At 53.7% G+C, this 22,358-nt stretch carries 15 protein-coding genes; 9 read left to right on the forward strand and 6 right to left on the reverse strand.

The features are described from left to right. Positions 1–710 precede the first annotated feature (710 nt). On the forward strand, positions 711–1,493 hold the full coding sequence (locus HH216_RS24680; protein WP_169553585.1) for a LytR/AlgR family response regulator transcription factor: 783 nt from the start codon (positions 711–713) through the stop codon (positions 1,491–1,493). A 14-nt stretch (positions 1,494–1,507) separates the two neighbouring features. On the opposite strand, the gene HH216_RS24685 is transcribed toward HH216_RS24680, so the two are convergent. Further along, entirely contained in the window at positions 1,508–3,895 is a 2,388-nt protein-coding gene (locus HH216_RS24685; RefSeq protein WP_169553586.1) for an outer membrane beta-barrel protein, read from the reverse strand. A 181-nt stretch (positions 3,896–4,076) separates the two neighbouring features. Here HH216_RS24685 and HH216_RS24690 point away from each other — a divergent pair, with 181 nt between their 5' ends. Then, complete coding sequence (locus HH216_RS24690; protein WP_169553587.1) at positions 4,077–5,222, forward strand: sensor histidine kinase; 1,146 nt, start codon at positions 4,077–4,079, stop codon at positions 5,220–5,222. A 291-nt stretch (positions 5,223–5,513) separates the two neighbouring features. On the opposite strand, the gene HH216_RS24695 is transcribed toward HH216_RS24690, so the two are convergent. Continuing rightward, on the reverse strand, positions 5,514–6,425 hold the full coding sequence (locus HH216_RS24695; RefSeq protein ID WP_169553588.1) for a TonB family protein: 912 nt from the start codon (positions 6,423–6,425) through the stop codon (positions 5,514–5,516). 523 nt (positions 6,426–6,948) lie between these two features. Between HH216_RS24695 and HH216_RS24700 the strand changes: the two genes are divergently transcribed. Beyond that, complete coding sequence (locus tag HH216_RS24700) at positions 6,949–7,833, forward strand: DUF5694 domain-containing protein (RefSeq protein ID WP_169553589.1); 885 nt, start codon at positions 6,949–6,951, stop codon at positions 7,831–7,833. 370 nt (positions 7,834–8,203) lie between these two features. Continuing rightward, complete coding sequence (locus HH216_RS24705) at positions 8,204–8,812, forward strand: nucleotidyltransferase (RefSeq protein ID WP_254448888.1); 609 nt, start codon at positions 8,204–8,206, stop codon at positions 8,810–8,812. A gap of 694 nt (positions 8,813–9,506) precedes the next feature. On the opposite strand, the gene HH216_RS24710 is transcribed toward HH216_RS24705, so the two are convergent. The 3 genes from HH216_RS24710 to HH216_RS24720 form a co-directional block, all read right to left on the reverse strand. Next, entirely contained in the window at positions 9,507–11,036 is a 1,530-nt protein-coding gene (locus tag HH216_RS24710; RefSeq protein ID WP_169553699.1) for a TolB family protein, read from the reverse strand. Positions 11,037–11,523: 487 nt separating this feature from the next. Further along, positions 11,524–12,642, reverse strand: coding sequence for a hypothetical protein (locus HH216_RS24715; protein ID WP_169553590.1), 1,119 nt, complete (start codon positions 12,640–12,642; stop codon positions 11,524–11,526). Then, complete coding sequence (locus HH216_RS24720) at positions 12,639–13,331, reverse strand: ABC transporter ATP-binding protein (RefSeq protein WP_254448889.1); 693 nt, start codon at positions 13,329–13,331, stop codon at positions 12,639–12,641. Before HH216_RS24720 ends, HH216_RS24715 begins: the two co-directional genes overlap by 4 nt. Before the next feature lie 399 nt (positions 13,332–13,730). Here HH216_RS24720 and HH216_RS24725 point away from each other — a divergent pair, with 399 nt between their 5' ends. Together HH216_RS24725 and HH216_RS24730 are read left to right on the forward strand one after the other, a co-directional pair. Next, on the forward strand, positions 13,731–14,285 hold the full coding sequence (locus HH216_RS24725; RefSeq protein WP_169553591.1) for a TetR/AcrR family transcriptional regulator: 555 nt from the start codon (positions 13,731–13,733) through the stop codon (positions 14,283–14,285). A 15-nt stretch (positions 14,286–14,300) separates the two neighbouring features. Further along, a complete protein-coding gene (locus tag HH216_RS24730) occupies positions 14,301–15,185 on the forward strand; it encodes an alpha/beta fold hydrolase (protein ID WP_254448890.1) in 885 nt (294 codons plus the stop codon). Between the two features lie 427 nt (positions 15,186–15,612). Here HH216_RS24730 and HH216_RS24735 read toward each other — a convergent pair whose 3' ends face one another. After that, entirely contained in the window at positions 15,613–15,948 is a 336-nt protein-coding gene (locus tag HH216_RS24735; RefSeq protein ID WP_169553592.1) for a hypothetical protein, read from the reverse strand. Positions 15,949–16,277: 329 nt separating this feature from the next. On the opposite strand from HH216_RS24735, the gene HH216_RS24740 reads away from it, so the two are divergent. The 3 genes from HH216_RS24740 to HH216_RS24750 all read left to right on the forward strand — a co-directional run bounded on the left by HH216_RS24740 (position 16,278) and on the right by HH216_RS24750 (position 22,341). Next, positions 16,278–17,384 carry a FecR family protein gene (locus HH216_RS24740; protein WP_169553593.1) on the forward strand — a complete coding sequence of 369 codons (1,107 nt, stop codon included), beginning with the start codon at positions 16,278–16,280 and terminating at the stop codon, positions 17,382–17,384. Positions 17,385–17,422: 38 nt separating this feature from the next. Beyond that, positions 17,423–20,794: a TonB-dependent receptor gene (locus HH216_RS24745; protein WP_169553594.1), complete on the forward strand. Its 3,372-nt coding sequence runs from the start codon at positions 17,423–17,425 to the stop codon at positions 20,792–20,794. 89 nt (positions 20,795–20,883) lie between these two features. After that, a complete protein-coding gene (locus HH216_RS24750; protein WP_169553595.1) occupies positions 20,884–22,341 on the forward strand; it encodes a RagB/SusD family nutrient uptake outer membrane protein in 1,458 nt (485 codons plus the stop codon). Positions 22,342–22,358 lie beyond the last annotated feature (17 nt).

Below are 22,358 nucleotides of genomic sequence, written 5' to 3' on the forward strand. Positions count from 1 at the left end.
TTCGGTAGTTGCAACCCTAGTTGAGTGTTTGTTCAACAGACTAACGAGGGGTGTAGTTTCCCAACCCAACGAATGCGTTCACAGACAAAAACTCGCAGCCATCAAGTCATCAGCAGACAGGCCAATCTAGCGCTTGCGGCTATCACTAGACTGGGTAAATCAACGGATAGGGGACAGACCACACCCCAGTAATCTGATCATTTGGGCGTAAACAGTCTCACAAACTCAACCTATCATCGAAAAAGAAACATTGATTTTTGAGATGGCAATTTGAGAATCGATTGGGCACTGAACCATCATCGCTTACGCGACCGATTCACCGACCCGTAAAAACGGGCGTTTAATTGGACGCCTTGTTTTAATTACGATCAACGACTATCCGTTGCATATGCCCCAGCGAAAATGGGAAGCGACACAGCTCATTTACGACACCACGACAGCCACCGGGGCGCGGCCGTGCCCTGGTGGCCACCTGTTCAGAAATTCTGCCCAACTTAATAGGGCGCTAAGCTATTGAACGCTTCTATTGTAGACATCGTCAACGTTGCTCTTAGTAAGTCAATGGCGTTTATCATTCGCCAAGACGTCAGGCCAGCCTATCAAATCGCTCAAGGTTGTCATTTGTTATAACAACCTGTTCGTACCCCTTCAGTACTACCACTACTTTTTCCGTAATTTTGGGCTGAAATCATACTTCGTTACTAGTTATTATGATTGGCTCGCTACGCTGTGCTATTATCGAAGATGAGCCATTAGCGCAACAACTTCTCCAGAAATACGTCCGGCGTGTTCCCTCGCTTGATCTGGTGGCGACCTTCGATGACGCCATTACGGCCTTCGAGCAACTGCCCGGCATACAGCCCGAGGTTATTTTTCTGGATATCAACATGCCTGAGATGACGGGGCTGGAGTTTCTACAGGCTTACCCTTTGCCCCACCCCCTCGTGGTGATGACAACGGCTAATCCCCATCATGCCCTGGAAGGCTTTGAGCTGGGCGTCGTTGATTACTTACTTAAGCCTATTGCCTTCGATCGCTTTCTCAAAGCCATCGGTCGGGTTAAGGAGCGGATGCCCAAAACGGCTCCGGGCCCCGCAGCCAACCATCCCTTGTCGGATGAAGCCAGAACACGTTCTACCGATGGGCCGCTAGCCATTGATTCGCCGACAGCCGACTTCATCTACCTGAAGACCGACAAAAAGCTCGAACAGATTCACCTCCATGAGCTGGTCTACGCCGAAGCCCTGGGCGACTATATCAAGGTATTCCTGCCGGATCGGTTCGTGGTCACCCATTTAACGATGACCAAGCTGGCCGAAACCCTCCCCCCGGACCGCTTTCTGCGGATCAACCGGTCGTTCATCATTCAGCTCCGCCATGTAAAAGTCCTGGAGGGGAACTCGGTGCTGTTGTCGACCGGTGATAATCTGGTAATTGGTTCCAGTTACCGCGATGCCGTTAAGGAGCGAATCCGGCGGGAACAGATCGGCTGACAACCAGCGGGCTACTACCGCATCCGGCTCTTTTCATCGTCGTTGCCTAAGGTCCCTTGCCGGGCCGCTTTGACGGTCTTCTTGCCAAAATTATAGCTGAACGATACTTTAACACGCTGGCTGTCATTGTAACTCCGCATGGTGAAGTTCACCTGCCCGTAGGCAGACTCCAGTCGGCTGGTCATGGTCCGGAACACATCGCTTACGTCGATCCGCAGGTTCGCCTGTTTTGCCAGCAGGGATTTTGTTACGCTCATCGATACGCCCCCAAATCCTTTCTGGGTGAACAGGCCCGACCGGGCGGGCGACATGTAGTGTGCCGTTAGTTCGTATTTCCAGTCGCGGGGCAGGGCGATAATGTTCGAGGACGTAGCCATCACCCACAGGCCGGTGGCTTGGTAGCGGTTCAGTTCGTTAACAGGGCTACTGGTGTAATTGCCCATGCCCATCAGCGTGGTATTCGTCTGCCAGCGTTTCGTTACGTTCTTCGCGTAGGTTGCGCCCACGTAGAAATCGTTGCCGTTTCGCAGGTTGTCCATCACCTGGGTGTACACCAACGTAGCCGGATCAGCCCGTAACACGGTGGTCATCTGATCGCGGATGTAGGCATAGTTCGCAAACAGGTTCAGGCTCCCAAGCGAATAAAAGGCGTCCAGGGTGTGCGCAAACGATGGGCGAATCAACGGGTTTCCTTCAATGATCGTGTAGGGATCGATCAGGTTGCGGTAGGGAACCAGGCTGCCCAGGCTGGGACGGCTTATTTTCCGGCTGAGTGTCACACCCCACGAGCGTCCGTTCGGCAGGTTCCGGTTCAGCCCCATACTCGGGAAGAGTCCGGCGTAACTACGGGCCAGCGCCGATTGAGTCAGGTGCTGCTCGGTACGTTCTACCCGTAGGCCACCCTGCCACGACCAGCCTTTACCAAACGAGTGGCTCAGGTTCGAGTAAGCGGCATAGGTATGCTCCTGGTAGAGCCCCGACTGACTAAACGCCGGATCGAACTGGTACTGACCGTTGACAAAATTGGCTTGCTGAAGCGTGTTATTATTACGGATGAACACATATTTCGCACCCACGTCCAATCGCCACTTGCTGCCCAGTACGGGGGTCCCATAATCCAGCTGACCAATCAGGTTTCGCTGCTGATTCGGGTTCAGAATACGGAGCCTTGTCACCGGGCCGTTCGCTCCCTCATCCGATCCAATTCGCTGATAGGCAATAAACTGAGACGCGTCTTTATCGACCATCGACTCGGTTACGAAAACGGTCAGTTCTTTGTTCTTCGTCGGGCCGAAGCTCGCTTTGTAGCTTAGGTTCATGTCGTACACGCCAGCCTGTTCTAGTCCCCTGTTCTCGGTGCGGATGGTCGAGTCAGCCAATAATGCAACCATCGATCGGGTACGGGTGTCCGTATTTTTGTTATCCCGGCGCCAGTTGCCGTTCAGGCGCAGGCTCAGTACGTGCTGGGGATCGAAGGCGTAATCGAGACTCAGGTTGGTCGCCAGTGAGCGGTACGTATTCAGGGTAAGCAAGCTGTTCTGCTGTGTAGCACCGGGGAAGGTCCGGTTCAGATCCTGGGTCGAATAGGACGTGGAAGGAAGGGTGGCATTCAGGCTACCGAATACTGTCCATTTACCCTGCCGATACGTCAGCGATCCGTTGGCCGACGAGCGGCTGTATTGGCCCTGCGAGTACGTTAGCGTCGAGCGGCCATTGATGCCCTGCTCCCGGCTCTTTTTGGTGATGATGTTGATCACCCCGTCCACGGTGGCGTCGTAGCGGGCTGATGGATTGGTGATAACTTCGACCCGGAGGATATCTTCCGCCGAGAACGTTTGTAGAAAGCTGGCCAGACTGCCCTGCCCCAGCTGTCGCCCATCGACCAGCAAAAGGACGTTGGATTTGTTGCCGATGCTGATCGTTCCGCCATCGTAGCCTACGCGGGGGATGTAGCGGAGCAGATCTTCCGCCTTATTGCCCCGCGTAATAACACTGCCTTCTACGTTGATGACAAGCCGATCGGCCTGCTGGCTAACCAGTGATGGCTGCGCTTTTACGGTGACTTCGGCTAAGTTTCTGGCACTGGCGTCTACCGTCAACACACCTAGATCCACGGTTGGCGTCTCGGCCGTTAAGGTGATCACGGACGAGTAGTGGTCACTGTAGCCCACCGCGCTGATCCGGGTGCGGTAGGTCCCCGACGCGAGTTTATCCATCCTGAAACGCCCGTCCTCGCCGGTGATCGCTCCTTTAACGATTGACGAGTCAGCCGATCGCAGCAAGGCTACGCTGGCGTACAGCATCGGTTGATTGGCGGTATCGGTAACCCGGCCGGTTAGCTGGTGCTGGGCGATCGCTGGTAGTGAGAAGAGGAGAAAAAAGAAGGCAAGACGGGCGTTCATGGGGTGATTTGCGTTGCGTGATTGATGAGGCAAACCTAGCCCTGGCCCGTTGGTAGCCCCAGTTAATTCGGTGAACCCACCGTTCTTTTCGACCAAGTCCTTCCGATCATATTCATCGAAAAAATGGGCAGCTTGGTCGAAAAATGGGTCATACATTAGGGAAACACGCGAAGTTTGACCGATGAAGTTCCCCCTGGTTCAATTATCCTTTCTCACCGGCTCAGCCCGTCGGCTACTGGCACATGCCCTTGTTATTTTTGCCTTATATGTATTGGTGAGCGCTGATGGACTAACGGCAAGTTTGATTTACCGCTACGGTGATACCGGACAGTGGTTCATGAACGGGCAGTTTCTGTTGCAACTGGGTATTTACTACGGCTGGGGCTACTGGCTTTTTCCCCGTTTTCTGTATCGATTCAAGCCGCTTCCCCTGCTGGCGCTTATTCTCCTGACGTACACGGGCGTTTATCTGGCCAACTACGCTGGCTTCAGCTGGCTTCATCAGACCGTCGGCTTTCCCGACCATGGCCTGTTGTCGGTACCCCGTGCTAAAATCTGGTCGAATTTATCGCTGATGTGGCACCGCATGGAGCAGCACGGACCGCTGGGCCTGTTTACGAATGTTTCCCTGTTCGGCTGGAATTTCCTGCTGTCGTTTACCTATCCGGCGCTGCTGCTGGCCTTTAAAGCGCTGTACGACAACATGGCCGCCCAGATTAGTAACGCTCAGCTCAAACAGCAAAATATGCAGCTTGAACTGGGCTACCTGAAAAGCCAGATTAACCCACATTTTTTATTTAACGTGCTGAACAGCGTATACGCCCTGACGGAAGAGGATTGCCCACCAGCGGCCCAACTCGTCCATCAGTTGTCCGGCCTGATGCAGTATACCCTGTACGAAACCGCTGAGCCTACCGTCCCGCTGCAGAAGGAACTTCAGTTTATCCGGGATTATATCGCCCTGGAAAAGACCCGGACGGGCAAACGCGTTGATCTTCAGGTATCGCTGCCCGCAACCGTCAGCGACAGCGTTCACATTGTTCCTTTCCTGCTGATTCCTTTCGTGGAGAACGCCTTCAAGCACGGGGTTCAACGGAGTGCCCGTAAATCCTGGATCAAGCTAGCGGTCGTGGTTGATAAGGCTGGTCTGCAATTAACCATCAGTAACAGCAAACCTGTTACGCCAGAAGCGAGCATTGGCGGGTTGGGGCTAGTCAACGTCCGGAAGCGGCTGGCTTTACTGTACCCGGGTCATGTTCTTCAGGTAGTGAACGAGCCGGACTGCTACCAAGTCGATCTGGCTCTCCCGTTTGACGCCGTTAGGTAATCCAACCGGCTAGAAGCCATTGGCTATCGATCAGCTTGCCGCTACGTTCTACCTCAACGTACTGTTTACCTAAGAAATGACGGAGGGCCTCCCACTCGCGGATTTTGCCGCATTTTGTGTGGCTTGCCGTCAAAAATTTCGTTCTGGTAACTGGTTAGCCTTACTTCTACTGCGACAACGTACGTAAGAGCCTGTTTGTGGCAAGGGGTCAACTATCTCGCTAAACCCTCACGAGGGAGACGAACTGAGAGTTAGATTAGGTAGAGAGCTTACCGAGATTGAGAGTACCCCTTACCGGCTGCACGAAAAAGGCAGATTTGTTCGGATCTCGTGATCTTCGCCTAACGGATTGACAAAGCGGGCTTGACCAAGTACGCGCAGGGCTTCTTTGTCGTAAGCCGCCCCTAATGAACGCACTACTTGTAAGTCTTTAGGTAACCCATTCTTATCAACAGTCAACTGGACAGTAACCGACCCCTTCAACCCTTTTTCGGTTGGCGGGCAAACGATACGCTGGTAGAGGTTACTCCAACCGCCAATTAAGTCCACCGAGGCTGGGGCAGTAACGACTGACTTATAGTATACACTGTCCGGGTTCGCGTGATCCGCCGTGGGTACTTGGTACACGATATGCCAGTGGCGTAGGTAGTCTTCCAGGGGAGCAAGCCCCACGGCTGCCCGTCGTTGATTGACCTGGGCTTCGTCTTCGATCGGCATCACTTTAACGCCTTGCTTTGTCTCCCGCAGCTGGGAGCCATACAGTTGCTTTTGACCCCGGCCAACCCGAACTCGGTCCGTAAATATAGCCAGTGAAGCGGCTTTTAGTTCACCCTTGGCGGCCGCCTCAGTCAGCAGCGGCAGGTATTTTTCTTGCGTCTCCAACTCACTATGCTGAATGACCAGAAAGGCAATCGCTTGCCGCTGCTCTCCCACCAGCGAGCGCCCCGGATAGCCATAGCGAGCGATGATACGTTCGATTTTAGTCAGATTGAATCGGTCCAGGACAGCTTGTTTTGCCATGTTAGCGTCATCCTCTTGTTGGCTCGTGGTCGTTTGGCGCAACGAATCGTTACGATAGCGCTGATCATCCTGGGCAATAGCGTCGAGTTGAGTAATCAGTGCCTGCTTGTCAGCTTGGCCAAGAGAAGGCAGTACAGGACACAAAAGCGCGATGATACACCAGATTAATCGACAATCGACCATACGAAGCAGCGCGGTGGGTTGAGCCGCAAATGTAGCCGTTGCTCGCCTGACTTGGTTACATCGAAGTAAAATTAGGTATTGACTACTACTGAAGCGCTTAACCCCCTTTCTGCTAGCTGTATACTGCGCGGCACTAGCTCAAATGACCAACGTACGTATGTTGAGGGCCTTTGCATTCACAAGGCAAAAAGATTATCTGGATCTAGCAGCCTGGTCAGTCATAATAGTTGATGAATGATCATGTAGCGGTTACTTTTGGGGGTTACATACTGACCATTTCCTTTGATCTGCTTGACAATGCCCCCTCGTTTTTTGATTACTGGCTGGCTGTTACTCTGCCTATCGTTCAATACGCAAGCCCAAAAACAAAAACCTTTCGATCCAGCCAGCGCCAAGGCGACGCTTGGTCTTCCGCTGACCAAGGTGATGGTCCTTGGCGTGTGGCATCTTGACGCAGCGGCTGACAGCTTCAAAGTAGCTTGGTTAGAACCCATCCTGTGTCGACTGCGGACGTATAAGCCTTATGTTATCCGAGGCCATGCCCGGCGAGCAGGTCATGGGTCTGGAGGCCTACGCTGCCTACCACGGTAACGCTGGGCAGTACGGGGGACCAACCCTGGAGATGGCAAAAACGGCGCAAGTTCAGCTACAGCTCTCAGCCGCTCAAGCCTTGGTGCGGGCTGATAGTCTAGTGGCAAAAGGGAATCTGAGCCCGGCTCAGCGACGTCAATTGGCGGTCTGGTTCGTGGCCGCCGCGGAGCCCTTCTCGGCCACGGTACAATGGCTGCGGCTGGCGCCCGCCGAACGCATCGCTGAGGATGGCGTTTCGGCCTCCCTGGTTAAACGACTCAACCGATTTGCCGGCCTGCGCAGTGAGCTGACCTCAATAGCCGCCCGACTGGCAGCTGATGTGGGTTTAGAGCGGCTCTACGGCGCGGGCGATCACGCCAGTGATGTATCCCTGCCTGCTAGCGCGGACATGGCCGCAGCGGTGGCGGCTGAACCGGGCTTGACAGATCTCTTTAACCATCGCACGGCGGCGTTCGCGGCCGTGCCCGAGGATACCATGAAGCTACGCTCAGCGGCTCAGGTGATGCCCCTGTTCAAATGGAAGAACTCCGATAAATTCGGGGCCCTGGATGCCGACGCCCAATGGTTCTCGATGTTACGCAGTACGAAGATGGGTCGGTTGGGTCGCCAGCGGGTAGCGGCCTGGGAGGCTCAGAATTTGCAGATGGCGGTGGCCGTTCGGGAGGCGACGGCTCCAATTGCTGGGGGGCGGGCCCTGTTGATCGTTGGTGCTGCCCACAAGCCGTTCATCGAAGCCTATCTGCGGAGCTTCACGGATGTGGAGATTGTTTCAGTGCCGGCCCTATTGAATTCCCGGACCGGTGATTGTCCGAACTGACAATTAGCTTCTATTTCTCTCGATTGCTCCCATTCGTAGCGTATCGTGGGGGACCTTGGTTTTCTGAGCCCACACTCAATTCTCTTGCAGGAGCTTGCTGTGATTACGGTGCTGCTAGTAAATAGCAGTTCTTATTGAGTATCTTCCCCTTAGATTCACAACTGCTTTCACCCATATCACGAAACGCTACCCTATGAGACATTAAACAAATTCCCTTAATTTGTTGTGTAATTATAGACTATATTTGCATCTTGGCTAATCAATTAAAGGATTTCTGCTATGATCGCGCAAAATAAATTCGATAGCATGCAGGAGCTAAAAGCGACTGTAAAACCGATGGAAGAGCATTCCCAGCGGTCGCGGCAAAGCCATGTCCAGCAAGAACGCCTTGTCAATTTCTTTAAAGAGGGCGTCATCCGACACGCTGCTCCTTCTCGCCAAGCCGCCGCGAGCAAGGAAATACCATATGGGGTATAGTACCGACATCAAAATATTTTCCACCCTCCAGAAATATGATGTTGACTATCTGATCATCGGCGGCACAGCTGTGTCATTTTACGGCGAATACAGAAAGTCAAGACTTGCCAATGGCCAAGTCGTTGAAACCGCTGATTACGATTTTTGGTACAATCCGAACCTTGGAAATTACTACCGGTTGCTGAGTGCTGTCGAAGAGTTAGGAAAGGATGTCGCCCGGTATCGCGACGAGACGCCCGACCCCAAAAAAGATGTGTTTAAATTCGAATTTGAGGAAGAAAACTACACGATAGATTTTCTGCCTCATATCATGGTGCCGATCAGCTTCCGGGAAGCCTTCGAACGACGCACCATGGTCGAGCGCGATGGCATTGTCGCGTATTTCATCGGCCTGGATGATCTGATCAATGACAAGCAGGCGTTGGGCCGTCAGAAAGACTTCGACGATATTGACAACCTGCGAAAACATAATCCTGACAGCTTCCCGCCGCCTCATCCTTAATAGTCCTTGGGTCGACGCCGGATAAATCGGATCGTGACCTCATTGATGCTGGCGACAAACTCTCCCGCTTCCGTCGAATAAAACCAGGTGGATTCATCACTGATGATATCCTTCAAAAGCTTAGAAGTTTCATTCAAAGGCACTTTCGAATAAAAGTTACCGTCCGCGAATTTCACCTCGCAATCCTTCCAGCACAATACGCTAGGTGGCCGGTGCCAATCTCTTCTATAACGGAGTATTGACGTCGGGTCTGACGTTGAATGTTTTTGATAATTGATAAGGCCGACTTGCGCTCGGAGGTAGTTGTCGAAGCAGATTGAGCCGTTTTGGAACGGTTAGGCGGGGATTTTTTGGTTGTATTACACATAACCAAGGTGGTTTAAGTGAAATAACCGAGTCGCCGGTGCAATTACTGAATTGTCTCTGCTCATTTTTACCCCTTTTGTCAACTTTCATTTGACGACGCACATTTTACCGACGTAGGATGGTTTTCTGAAGGCCAAACAATAGAAGGAAAAGGGGCTATCCATCCCTAATCGTCCTTAAGTTGGTTAAGGAGCAATTAGGTAGATTAAGCCGTAATGCCTGAAATATAACGAGTCAGTTCACTAGCCACCAGATTATACATTCATCTCAAAAAAGGCTCCCATTTAAGACGAAGGAGCGTTTTGATGAACCGCACATATCGAATGGTTTATTGCTCCACCAGACTTAGGCTGCCCTCGGCGGTGTTGCTAATAAACGCTACCCGCCGGCTATCCGGCGACCAGGATGGCGTGTTGATGGTCCCCTGACCCCCATACACGTAAGCGATTACCCGGGGCTGGCCCTGGCCTGATACCGGTAACAAGCGCAGATAGACATGCTTGTAGAAAGGATGATCGTCAGCTTTTACTTCCTCCTTCAGAAACGACAGAAACACCAGCCACTTACCATCCGGTGATACATGGGGAAACCAGTCCTGGTACTCCCCGTTGGTCAACGCCTGCTGCTCGCTACCATCGGCTTTCATTCGGTAGAGCTGCATGGTGCCCGTACGGGCCGAATTGAAATAGATGTACTGGCCGTCAGGCGAATATTCCGGCCCATCATCTAACCCCTTGGCTTGGGTAAGCCGTACTTCAGGACCACCCGCCGAGGGAACCCGGTAAATGTCATACTCATCTTGGCGCGAACCGGTAAAGACCAAGTGCCGTTTGTCGGGCGACCAGCCATGCAGGTACGAAGGGCCTTGAGGAGTGATCAGGGTGGGCGTGCCGCCCCGGACAGGTACGGTGTAGATGACTGAACCGCCCCGCTCACTGACCCCACTGCTGAGCCCCAACAGCTGGCCATCGAACGACAGCACATGGTCGTTGTTATTGTTGGTAACCGCGCCGGTGGGGAGAACTTTAGGGGTTCGTTTCGCCAAGTCAAAGCGGTACATCAGGCCCTGGCTGTTATAGAGCAGGGTTTTGCCATCGGGCGTCCAGTTGGGGGCCTGAATCGAGTTGGGATTCGTGTAGATGAGCTGCCGCGTGCCCGTCGTTACGTCCAGGATCTCCAGATTGCTGGCCAGGTACTGGCGGTAGGGCACTAAGCTTTCCGGGGCCGGTACACTGATGCGGACGTCGCGGAAAACACCCTGCTCCAGCACGTCTTTATTGTGCGAGCTGATAAACAAGCCCACGTAGACCTGCTCGCCCAAGGCCAAATCGGTTACCTGCTGAGTCACAAAGGGTTCTCCGAACTTAGCCACCCGCATGGTATAGGTAGTCCCTTTGCGTTCGAGTTGAATAACATCCGCATGGGTGATTGTCGCGCGAATCTCCTGGGTATTGGCCCCGGTCGTCGGCCGGTATTGAAGCGAAGTCAGGCCGTCACCATGTACGACCGCGTTGATGTGGGCCGAGTTGGTATCCAGACTACTGCGCACCATCCAGCCCACTTTACGGTGGGGGTCAACGCCGTTGCCCAGCAGTGCAGCCCGGGCGTAGAGAATAAAGTCGCCGTTGATGGGTTTGTACATAAACTGAAATTCATCATGATCGAACCACACATTATAGCCTGAGCCGGCCATATGGTACTGATGGGTTCGGGCATCATAGCGGGCAGCACCCGGTTGATGCACCTTACCGATATCCTGGTGGCCGGTAAACAATCCCAGCTTGGGGGATTGAGCGTGGCTGCAACCAGGCCCCGAAAGGAGCAGGCTGATCAGGTAGATAAGCCAGGTTGGTTTCATCGTTTTCACGGGAAAGTTGGTTGTAGGTCAGGGTCAGCAAACTGATAGTGGTGTAAGCGCTTTTGTGTGCACTCATACTGTCGGCAAGGCCTTCAATCCATACAACTGATTGACTGGTCGCCCGTCCGACAAGGAGCCACCCAGCAGATAGTAAATCGTCAAACAAGCAAAATCCTCACAAAACGCTCGTTGATGATTCCGTCCGCTACCGGTCCCTGTCATCAAGCGAGCTCAACCACATAGTGGACGCACTCTCCTTGGCCGGGAAACCGCCCCCCCGGCGAACATAATCCGTTCGTTAGTGAAGGTGTTTTGTGTCAACGATCACTCAAGTTGATACGGTACAATACCTCATCGAGTAACCATACCAATCACAAACCAGCAACAGCGACTGGTGACACCAACGATGTCTTTACTAAACTAGCCTGCGCAACTCACCCGTAATGGCAGCCCCTTATCCAGTCAACACGGCATCGCCCAAGCGTGGTTACACCTGCTCATCATAGTAATACGACAAGGCCCCGGCGATGACGACACTACCCAACGCTAGCCAGACCGTTAAGTCGAACAGCAGACCAACCAGACAACCGATGAACAAGCCAAAAACCCATCGTAGGTAGACGACTGACTGGCTGCCGAGCCGATAGAGCAGGCTCCGGAACAATAGGCTCAGGCCCAGCAGTAAGCTGCCGGCCCATAGCCCGTCGGCTAAGCCACCAACCCCCACCAATCCCAGCAGTTCGGGCAGCAATAGAACCCCCAACTGGGCCCCCTGCTGACCAAATACCTGCCAGCGGCTGTAGGGCAGATTACGGCCAAAGCGTAGATAAAACCGCTCAAATTCACGCGATTGATACAGCAGCATGGCGTGACTCACCGCGCTGCATACGCTCAGTAAACCAACGAGCCGTAACCCCGTTAGGTCATTCGCTAGTATGCTGTACGCCAGGCCTATACTAGCGAACGAAGCCAGCTTGGCCAGGCCATAGCTGAGCCGTCGGTTGAGGACAAGTTCGTAGAGAAATAAACTGAAGAACGGCTTGGGCCAACCACGGAACCAATCCAGCTTACCGGGGGAGGGCTGCTGGGTGGGCGCATCGAGCAGGCGGCTGTAGCGCCAGCCACTGTAGCCCACCAGGCCACTCAGGTACAAGGGAAGCAGCGTGGGTACGAGCCAGTGACCGAATCGAAAACCGATCACGCTCGCAAACAGCCCGATACTCCACAGGGGTAGCATCATAATCAACTGAACCCAGGCCCAGCTTTGGTGCTGGCGTCGTCGCGGTAAGGCGGTGGCGGTGTACCGAAGAAAATAGACATCGGGACGGTGAAGCCGGCCGGTCACATACTGCCAACATTTGTGGCAATAGAGCCAGCAGATGCCCACCAAAATCACCACACCCAGGGGCTCACTAACCGATGTCAGCACCAGCTTGAGGGCATGCTGGATAATCTGGGGTTGGGTGAGGTGGGTCTGGTTGAGGACGCTGGTATAAAAGAAATTGCTCACCAGCAGGATAAACAGCGATAGCAGTAAGCCCGTGTGCTGGCGATAGAAGTCGGCCGCGATCACGTTGATCAGTACGCGGGTGAGGGGCCGGCTCATGCGGTGAAGCGGATAGTGGTTTGTGCCACAACAATAGCGGGCCCGGTTAGCAGTCCGCCGGCCTCCAGGGGCTGATGGGACGAGAGCAGGACCACGGCCTGGGTTTGTTGGCTTAGGCGGGCAATCCAGTCGTAGAGCACCGGTAAGGCGTCCACTTCCAGGGTTGTCAGGGGCTCATCGAGCAGCAGGCAGCGGGGCTGTCCCAGGAAGGCCAGTACCAGGGAAAGCTTCTTAAGCATGCCGCTGGAATAGCTGCCAACGGGCTGGTTGACGTAGTCGTTCATGCCCATGCTATCCAGGTAAAAGACTTCCTGGTGGGCTGGGGCCTGCTTGGCCGCTTTGACGAGTTGAATCAGTTCGGTGCCGGTCAGAAAGGGAGGAAAGATGGGTTCAGCTTCGGCAAAGTTGACCAGTCGTCGATAGGCCACGGGCTGTTGTCTGAGACTAACCTGGTCCAGATGGACGTTCCCCTCGAACGCGGTGATGCCCGCCAGGGCGGTAAGCAAACTGCTTTTACCCGATCCATTGCGCCCCCGCAGCCAGTAGACGCCGGGTCGGATGGTAAAAGCGTCAATCTGGAGTACCAGGTGCTGATGATGAGCTTTGCGGAACGCGTGAAGATGCAGCATAGCGATGACAGGCTCTACCCCCATTAAGTCAGACGATGCGTGCGAGTGGTTTGGGGGCATCGAGGGGCCGGCTGCAAATAGCCAGCTAGGTTGTGGGCAGCCTACTAAACTGGTAGGAGCGGCTAAAAGCCGGGATTACAGGCTCTACGGGTTAACTCGATCCGGCGGGGCGACTGGGGCCGGTTGGCGCTACCGGCTAATTCGGGTTGGGGCCCATTACCAGCGATCACTTGTCCAACCTTGACACCACCCCGGTAAACTGGTTGTGTTACCGCCTGATCCATAGCACGCGTACGACTGCCCTTGTATTCCACTTGTCTTAAAAAAGGCTCCTCATGATACATGGAGGAACGTTTTGATAGTGAAGACTTTTAGACTGAGTGTTAAGTTACCACTCTCAGCTGGCCGACTTATTCAAAAAATGTCACATTTGTGTGTAATTTATACTACCTTTGCGACATGAAAGATACGAGGCAAGCCCTCATTCAAGCAGCGGTGGTCGCTCTCAATAGCGACGAATCAGCCACCATCGAACACATTGCCGATCAGGCTGGTGTAACCCGACGAACCGTGCATCGCTATTTCAACGACCGCAATACGCTCCTGCAGGAATGCAAACAAACCATGCTCCGGGTTTGCAATCACAGCATGATAACAGCCTATCAGAGTAGTCAACAACCGGCGGTTCAACTGGAGAACATGTTCTACGCGGCCCTAGAGGTAGGGATCCAGTATTCATTTGTTAAGAAAGTGGCCAAACGGCAACAGTACGCTGACCTACTCGACAATCAGGAACTGGCTTACGACGATGTCAAAACCAACTGGTTTAAGCTAGTCGAGCAGCTCCAGCAACAGGGCGCCATCAGTTCTAAGCTATCCATTCCCTGGATCTACAATCTGTTCGGGGGTATGGTCGACATCGCTATCGAAGCACACCAGGCCGGCGACGTAGCGCGCAACGATATCAAGTCCTTTTCATGGGCCTCATTTAAAGGCAGTATTGGCCTTCAATAGCTAACTCGCAACTCTGTGCAATCAATTAACGCCGCCAACATCGACAACGAATTAGTCAAAAGACTCCCCGGTTTCACTAGCCACTACCTAACGGTTAATGACGTTCAACTCCACTATATTATTGGTGGTCAGGGTGAGCCGCTCGTTTTGTTACCCGGCTGGCCGCAGACTTGGTGGAGCTATCACAAAATTATGCCTACGCTGGTCGACAGGTATCAGGTTATTGCCGTTGAGTTGCGGGGCATGGGCAGTTCGGACAAACCGATGGGGGGCTACTCTAAAAAGGTGATGGCAAGTGATGTGGCCGCCTTACTCGATCAGTTGGGCATTGGGCGAAGTAGCATTGCTGGACATGACATCGGGGCAGCGGTGGCCTTTAGCTTCGCGGCCCACTTTCCGCACAAGACAAAAAAGCTCATTTTGTTAGACACTCCCCATCCTGACGAGAACATGTACAGGCTTCCCATGTTGCCGACCGGCCTGGGTCTTCACCCCTGGTGGGTCGCTTTCAACCAAGTCAGGCACTTACCGGAACAGCTACTGGAAAACCGCTTCCACTTGGTGCAGGATTGGCTTTTTGATCAATTATTGGTCGATAAGACAGCCGTCAGTTCATTTGATCGGCAGGTGTACGCTCAGGCTTACGCCAGTCAGGACGCGATCCGAGCTTCCAATGGTTGGTATCAGGCCTTTGCTGAAGACATTGACGATATCAAGGGCAAGCGAATCGAAGTGCCCACAATGGGTATCGCTGGTCCTGCCGGCTTTGAACTGTTTTCTTATGCGTTACCCCCATACGTTGACCAGTTGACCTTAAAAGAAGTGAAAGGATCAGGCCATTTTGTACAGGAAGAAAGACCGCTTGAAACGAGTGAATTCATTCGCGATTTTCTTAGCTAGCTGGTTCAGTAAATGACAGGTGTATATGCTGTTTGTCGTAGTCGGCTCTTGTTTTACAGTATTGTCTCTCGAAATGCTCCCTATGAGACGACGAACGCTTCATTTTTGGAGATCAACGATGTCGACTGCCTTTCTACACCACCAAGAAAGTCCTGGTCAGCTAACCAGAACTTTCTTGGTGGTGTAGAAAGGCAACTAGTCAGAGGACTATAGGAAACAACTTCGTATCAGGCGAGAGCGTATCTGGTACAGGTGAAAGGCAGTTGTAAATCCGAGGGAAGTCACTCAGTAGGATCTACTAGCTGTAGTATAAATATCGCATTTACATCAATCCCCTACGGCAATACCCAGTTTGGACTCAGAAGACGAAGGTCCCTCGCGCGCTACTCTACAAGCGTGAGCAATCGAGAGGTGCACAAGCCAGCTTTCAGTTAAGACAATCAACGGGCTGGGACGCCAATAGGGCTGGTGCCGAGACAATCTCAACATCGGTGAAACTATGCAGGTAGGCTTCGATGAACGGCTTGTGGGCCGCACCAACGACTAACAGGGTCCGTCCCCCGGCGATCGGGGCCGTCGCTTCCCGGATGGCCATCGGTAAATTCTGAGCTTCCCAAGCCGCTACCCGCTGGCGGCCCACCCGGCCCATCTTGGTACTGCGTAGCATCGAGAACCATTGTGCGTCGGCATTCAGTGCCCCGAACTTGGCCGAGTTTTTCCACTTGAAAACAGGCTTCACCTGATCCGCCGATCGTAGCTTCATGGTATCCTCAGGCACCGCCGCAAAAGCCGCTGTACGATGGTTGAACAGCTCTTTTAACGCTGTAGTGGTCACCTATTCAGAAAAACTATTCAACCGACGGGATGCTAGAACAACCCTTTTCCTCTGAAAAAAACTGTTCTTCCACAAAGTAGTATTTCATCGAATTGCCACTCGGCTTACCTATAGAATGTACGTCATTGATAAGTGTCTATGAATGAGTGCGTATCAAATTAAATTTAATTTTTTCTGAAAAAACTTTCATTAAGTGAGTATCCAGACAGCTCCTCTTGGATAATAGCACTGAAGAGTTTAATCATGATAAGATTGCAATGCAGTACAAGGATGCGCTTTATCAACAGCTTTTAGAAGATCAGCGATTTGTCCGGTGGGCTACTGGTGAGGCTCCGCAGGATGATGAGCATTGGAAAAACTGGGCCCGGGAAGACAGTAGTCGACTCGATACGATGGAACTGGCTCGCCAAACGCTGTTGGCAATTCAGGGTGGTCCGGTAGACCTCTCTCAGGCCGACATTGACTATCAGATTCAGCGGGCCTTGTACACCGCTAAACAGCGCGAGATGCAGACTCGTATCCCGGTCGGGCGGGAGCATCGTCTGGCCCGCTTCAACTGGGTCGCGGCCGCTTCGTTGCTGTTCCTACTAGGTTTTGGCTGGTACGGGTATCTGAATCGGACCACGCTTACTAGGTCTTTGTCGGTGAAAAAAACGCAGCCTACAACTGACCCGCTATTGGTAAGCAACCGGCTTCAGTGTGTAGCCAATACAGACAGGCCGGCCCGGCATGTGCTGCTACCTGATGGCAGTTCGGTGGTTTTATACAAGAATAGTCAGGTCAGCTACGCGTTTGCGTTCAACGGCCCTAGGAGGGAGGTGTATCTGTCGGGCGAGGCTTTCTTTGAAGTGACCAAAGACCCCGCCAAGCCTTTCTTTGTGTACGCCGACGGATTAGTGACGAAAGTGCTGGGTACCAGCTTTACCGTGAAAGCGCACCAGCAGGCGGAGCAGGTAATCGTAGTAGTCAGAACGGGGAAAGTAGCCGTTTTTGCGCAGGCTGATCCAACGGCCGATGCGATCCGGACGAATCTCGAACTAACAGGGCTAGTGCTAACACCCAATCAGCAGGCGACGTTTGAACGAACCAACGCCCATCTGAGCCGAACAGAGACGGACGCGCCCACTGGACAGCCATCCTTTGAGTTCCGGGCAACACCGGCAGCCGACGTCTTTGCGGCGCTGGAAAAAGCGTATGGCGTAACCATCCGTTTCGACCGGGATGTCATGGCGCATTGTAGCCTGTCGGCTACGCTGGGCGACGAACCGCTACAGCAAAAATTGCAGTGGATCTGCACCATCCTGGAAGCTACCTATCAGGTAAAAGACCAGCAAATCAGCATTACCGGCAAACCCTGTCAGTAAGCTCTGTTTCGTACGCCTAACTCAACAAATTCCGATCAATGAAGCAATTCTCACCCTTACACAACGTGCTGCCAATCCTGATGCGCCTTAGTTTAATTCCGTTCGTCGTGATGATTATGTGTACCGGTTTCTCACTGGCCCGCGACGGATACGGGCAGGACGTACTTAACCGGCGCGTCACACTTCAGGTGACGAACCAAAAAGTAGAGACGGTACTTACGAAACTGGCCAAAGCGTCGGGCATCCGTTTTATGTACAGCCCGGAACTGATTCAGGCGGGACGAGCTACGTCGCTGAACGTGAAAGACGCCCGCCTGGCGATTGTACTGAATGAATTGCTGACACCTTTGAAAATTGGGTATGAAGTAGCCGGCGATCAGATTTTGCTTAAACGCCTGCCTCTGTCTGGTCAGCAGCCGGTGATCGAAACCACACTCCAGTTAGCCGTTGGTAAGAGTGCCGACATCACCGTGACGGGCCAGGTCATTGACAATACGGGCGGTACCGTGCCGGGGGCCACGGTGGCTCTGAAAGGCAGCGGCACGGTCGGTACGACGACCGATGCGAATGGGCAGTTTCGGCTCAACCTGCCCGAAACCGGCACCCATACGCTGGTCGTTTCGTCGATCGGGTACGTCACCCAGGAGGTAACCGTCAACAACCGCAAGCAGGTGGAAATTACCCTGGTGCCCGATGTAAAATCGCTCAGCGAAGTGGTGGTGGTGGGGTACGGCACCCAGCGTAAAGGCGACGTAACGGGCGCGCTGACGTCGATTTCGGCCGAGAATTTTAAGGATCAGCCGGTCACACGCCTGGATCAGGCGTTGCAGGGCCGGGCGGCTGGCGTGCAGGTGACCAGCTCGGCCGGAGCACCGGGTGGCGACGTGCGTATCCGCATCCGGGGATCAAATTCGATTAACAGTGACAACAGCCCACTGTACGTAGTCGACGGGTTTGTTGGGGCCGATTTCAACAACATCAACGCGCAGGATATTGCCTCGCTAGAGGTGTTGAAAGACGCGTCGGCAACGGCCATTTATGGTAGCCGGGGCGCCAATGGTGTAATTATTATTACGACGAAGGGGGGCAGTAAAAAGGGTATGCAGGTCAATTTCAACACCCGCATCTCGACCTCCGAGGTACTAAAGAAAATTAATACGCTTAATGCCGGTGATTTTGCGCAGATCGTCAACGAGCGGCAGGCAGCAACGGGTGGTAACCCCATTTTTACCCCGGCACAGATCGCGGGCTACCAGCAGAACGGGGGTACCAACTGGCAGGATCAGATACTCCGCAAAGCGGGTGGTCAAGAGTATCAGCTTGGCGTGTCGGGCGGAAACGAGAAAACACAGTACTTAATTTCGACCAATTACTTGGGTCAGAACGGGATTATTAACAACTCGGATTACAAGCGCTACGCCATCCGGTCGAACATTTCGTCGCAGGTGTCCGATAAGTTTTCGGTGCGGCTGAATTTTACGGGTACCCGTCGCGAGAACCATAATACCGGTGGGACAGCCGCCCGTTCGGGTGCGCTGGCGCAGGCGTTTGCGTGGGCACCTACCACGCCCGTTCGCGACGCCGATGGCAACTATACCTACCGCGACCCAGTGGGATCCATTTTTGAAAATCCGGTGGCGTTAACTACCGATGCCGACAATCGTACCAACAGCACAACGGCCAACCTGGTCGGGGGCGTACGCTACGAGTTTATCCCCGGACTGGCCCTGGATGTGCAGTACGGTATCAACTACAACAATCAGCAGGGAAAATACTACTCCGGCCCGGTGATCGCCAACCGCCTGCCCCGCGCCAGCCGGACGTCGGGTGAGCAGATTACGCTGCAAAACACCAATACGCTGAGCTACAAACGGGTGTTTAACGCCATTCATCGGGTCGATGTAACCGGCGTTTTTGAAACCCAGCAACAAACCGGCGAATCGTTTTACGCCAACGCGACCAACCTAACGTACCCGGCACAGTCGTACAACAATCTGGCCCTGGCCGAATCAAACCAGATTGGGTCGGGCTACGGAAAATGGAGTCTGCTGTCGTACTTAGGCCGGGTCAACTACGCCCTGAAAGACCGCTACCTGGTATCGGCAACGGTGCGCCGGGACGGGTCGTCCAAATTTCAGGGGAAAAACAAATACAGCGTGTTTCCCTCCATGGCGTTGGGCTGGAAAGTATCAGAAGAGCGGTTTATGCAGTCGCAGAAGCTGTTCAGCAACTTGAAGCTGCGGGCAAGCTGGGGGCTGACGGGCAATCAGGCCATCAACCCGTACGGTACGCTGTCGACCTATACCACGAATGTCGACGACGCGGCCGTTGCCTTTCGGTCGGGCTACTTCACCAACGGGATCACGAACGGCATCCTCCTCGGCAATCCGGGCAATCCCGATCTGAAATGGGAAACGACGGAACAGATCGACGCCGGCGCCGACATGACATTGCTGAACGGCAACGTGACGCTCTCCATCGACTACTTTGTCAAGAATACCCGCGACCTGCTGCTCAGCCAACCTCTGCCGGATTATGTCGGTGGAAACAGCATTCTGCGCAACGTAGGCCGGGTGCAAAACAAAGGCTGGGAGTTTTCGCTCGATGCGACGCCCATCGACCGCAACAACTTCAGCTGGAACACTTCCTTTAACGTGTCGTTGCTGCAGAACAGGGTAGTCAGCCTTAGTTCGAGCAGCGATACCATCTACGCGTCGAACGAGTTTGTCTTGATTCCGGGACAGTCATTGACGTCGTTCTGGGGCCTGCGCTACCTAGGTACGTGGAAACCCGGCGAAGCCGATCAGGCTAATCGATACGGTGAAAAACCCGGCGACGCCCACTATCAGGACCTGAACGGGGATGGCGTTATCAACGGCGCCGATTACCAGGTGATCGGTAACGGACAACCGAAAACGTCGCTGGGTTGGAACAACACGTTTACGTATAAACGCCTGTCGCTGAACGTCTTCTTTCAGGGCCTGTTCGGCTTTGACAAACTCAACTATACCTACGCCAATGGGATTGTAGGTAGTACAGACGCCCGGCAGCCGACGTTTGCCGATATCAAAAACCGCTACATCACCGGTGTTAATGAAACCTCCGACATTCCGGCTTTCAGCAACGTGAAGGAAAACTTTTACGTGCAGTCGACCCGGTTTCTGGAGAAAGGTGATTTTGTCCGCCTGAAAAACATCAGCCTGTCGTATAACCTGCCCAAATCAGCGTTGAAAAATCTCGGTACGGTCGGGGTGTTTGTCAGCGCGACCAATCTGCTGACGTTCACCAAATACAAAGGCATTGACCCTGAATCAACATCGAACGGGTCCGGCGACATTGGTCAGAACATCGACTACGGTTCGTATCCCAACGCAAAGACGTACACCGCTGGTTTGAGCCTCACCTTCTAATACCTTACTGGAAATCAAAAATACGCAGGGCCTGCTCAACGAGCGGAAGTTTGAGCCTCATCTTCTAATACCTTACTCACAAAACTGTCATGAAAAAACGAACCCTGCTTTGTCTGCTTCTTACCCTGGCTGGCTGCACCAACTATCTTGACGAAGTGCCCCAGGGGCAGGTCGTTGGCACCAACGCCATTCAGGATGTAGCCGGCCTTGAAGCCGCGCTGACCGGTACCTATAAGGGTATGCTGCGCACCTGGGCCCGGGGGTTTCTGACCTCTGCGCTGGAAGCCTACGTGATGGGAGCTGACGACGTTACCTCGCTCAGCGGTGGCAACAAAGCTGAATTCCGGCAGACCGATCAGTTCGACGTGGTATCGTCCAATTCGCGGCTGGCGCAGATCTGGAGCGGCTGTTACAAAACCATTCAGGGTGCCAACAATATCATCACGAATTACAAGACCGTTTCGGGCGATCAGACCACCATCAACGCCATCGTGGGTGAAGCGTATTTCCTGCGGGCGCTGGGCTATTACTGGCTGGTGCGGGGCTACGGCAACATTCCGCTGGTTACAAGCGCGGACTTTACCAACGATCTGCTGACTCTCCAGAAAAGTGCCCCCGCCGACATCTACAAACTGATCGAGAGCGACTTACTGCAGGCCGAACAACTGGTGCCCAACACCAAACGCGATGCCGGTCGGCCCAATAAGGGGTCGGTGAAAGCGTTGCTGGCCGATGTGTACCTGACAGAAGGCGGCTGGCCCATCAAAGACGCGTCGAAGTATGCGCTGGCGGCAACCAAGGCCAAAGAAGTGATCGACAACAAGACCACGTATGGCTTTGACCTCGTACCCGATCTGGCGACGCTCTGGTCGGGTACGCCCGCGTCGGTGGGTACGTCGGAAGAAATTTTCTCGTTCCAGACCTCGGTGAACTACGGCGGGTCGGCCAACGCGTTCTACGGCAGCTCGGCCACGCCCGGCGACGAAAACGGCTGGGACGATTTCTTCGCTGAAGTTGGTTTCTTCAACCGCTTTCCGGCTGGTAAGCGCAAGGATATTACGTTCTACACGGAGTTCACCAAGTCCGACGGTACCACGATTTCGTGGCAGAACAGCCAGTCGAAGCACCCCTATTACCGCAAATTTCGTCTGGCCGATAACACAAACTACCAGTCGTCGATGCCGGTGCACATGATCCGCTACGCCCACGTGCTGTTGGTATACGCGGAAGCGCAGGCCCGGTCGGGTAACAGCGTCAGCACGGATGCCTACACGGCAGTAAATGCCGTGCGGAAACGGGCCGGGCTGGCTGATCTTACCGGTTTATCGGCCACTAATTTCGCTGCTGCCGTGGTGGACGAACGGGCCTGGGAGTTTGCCGGCGAATGGACCCGCTGGTTTGATTTACAGCGGCTGGAGCAGGTCGAAGCGGCCAACGCCCCCGACAAAAAAGGCGCGGATGATCTGAAACCGCTTAAGTCAATCACGAAAGCGAATTACTGGTATCCCGTTCCGATCGGTGATGCAAACATCAACCCGAACCTGTAACCAGCAGGCGTGCCAGT

This window comes from Spirosoma rhododendri (genome assembly GCF_012849055.1).
Lineage (GTDB): Bacteria > Bacteroidota > Bacteroidia > Cytophagales > Spirosomataceae > Spirosoma > Spirosoma rhododendri.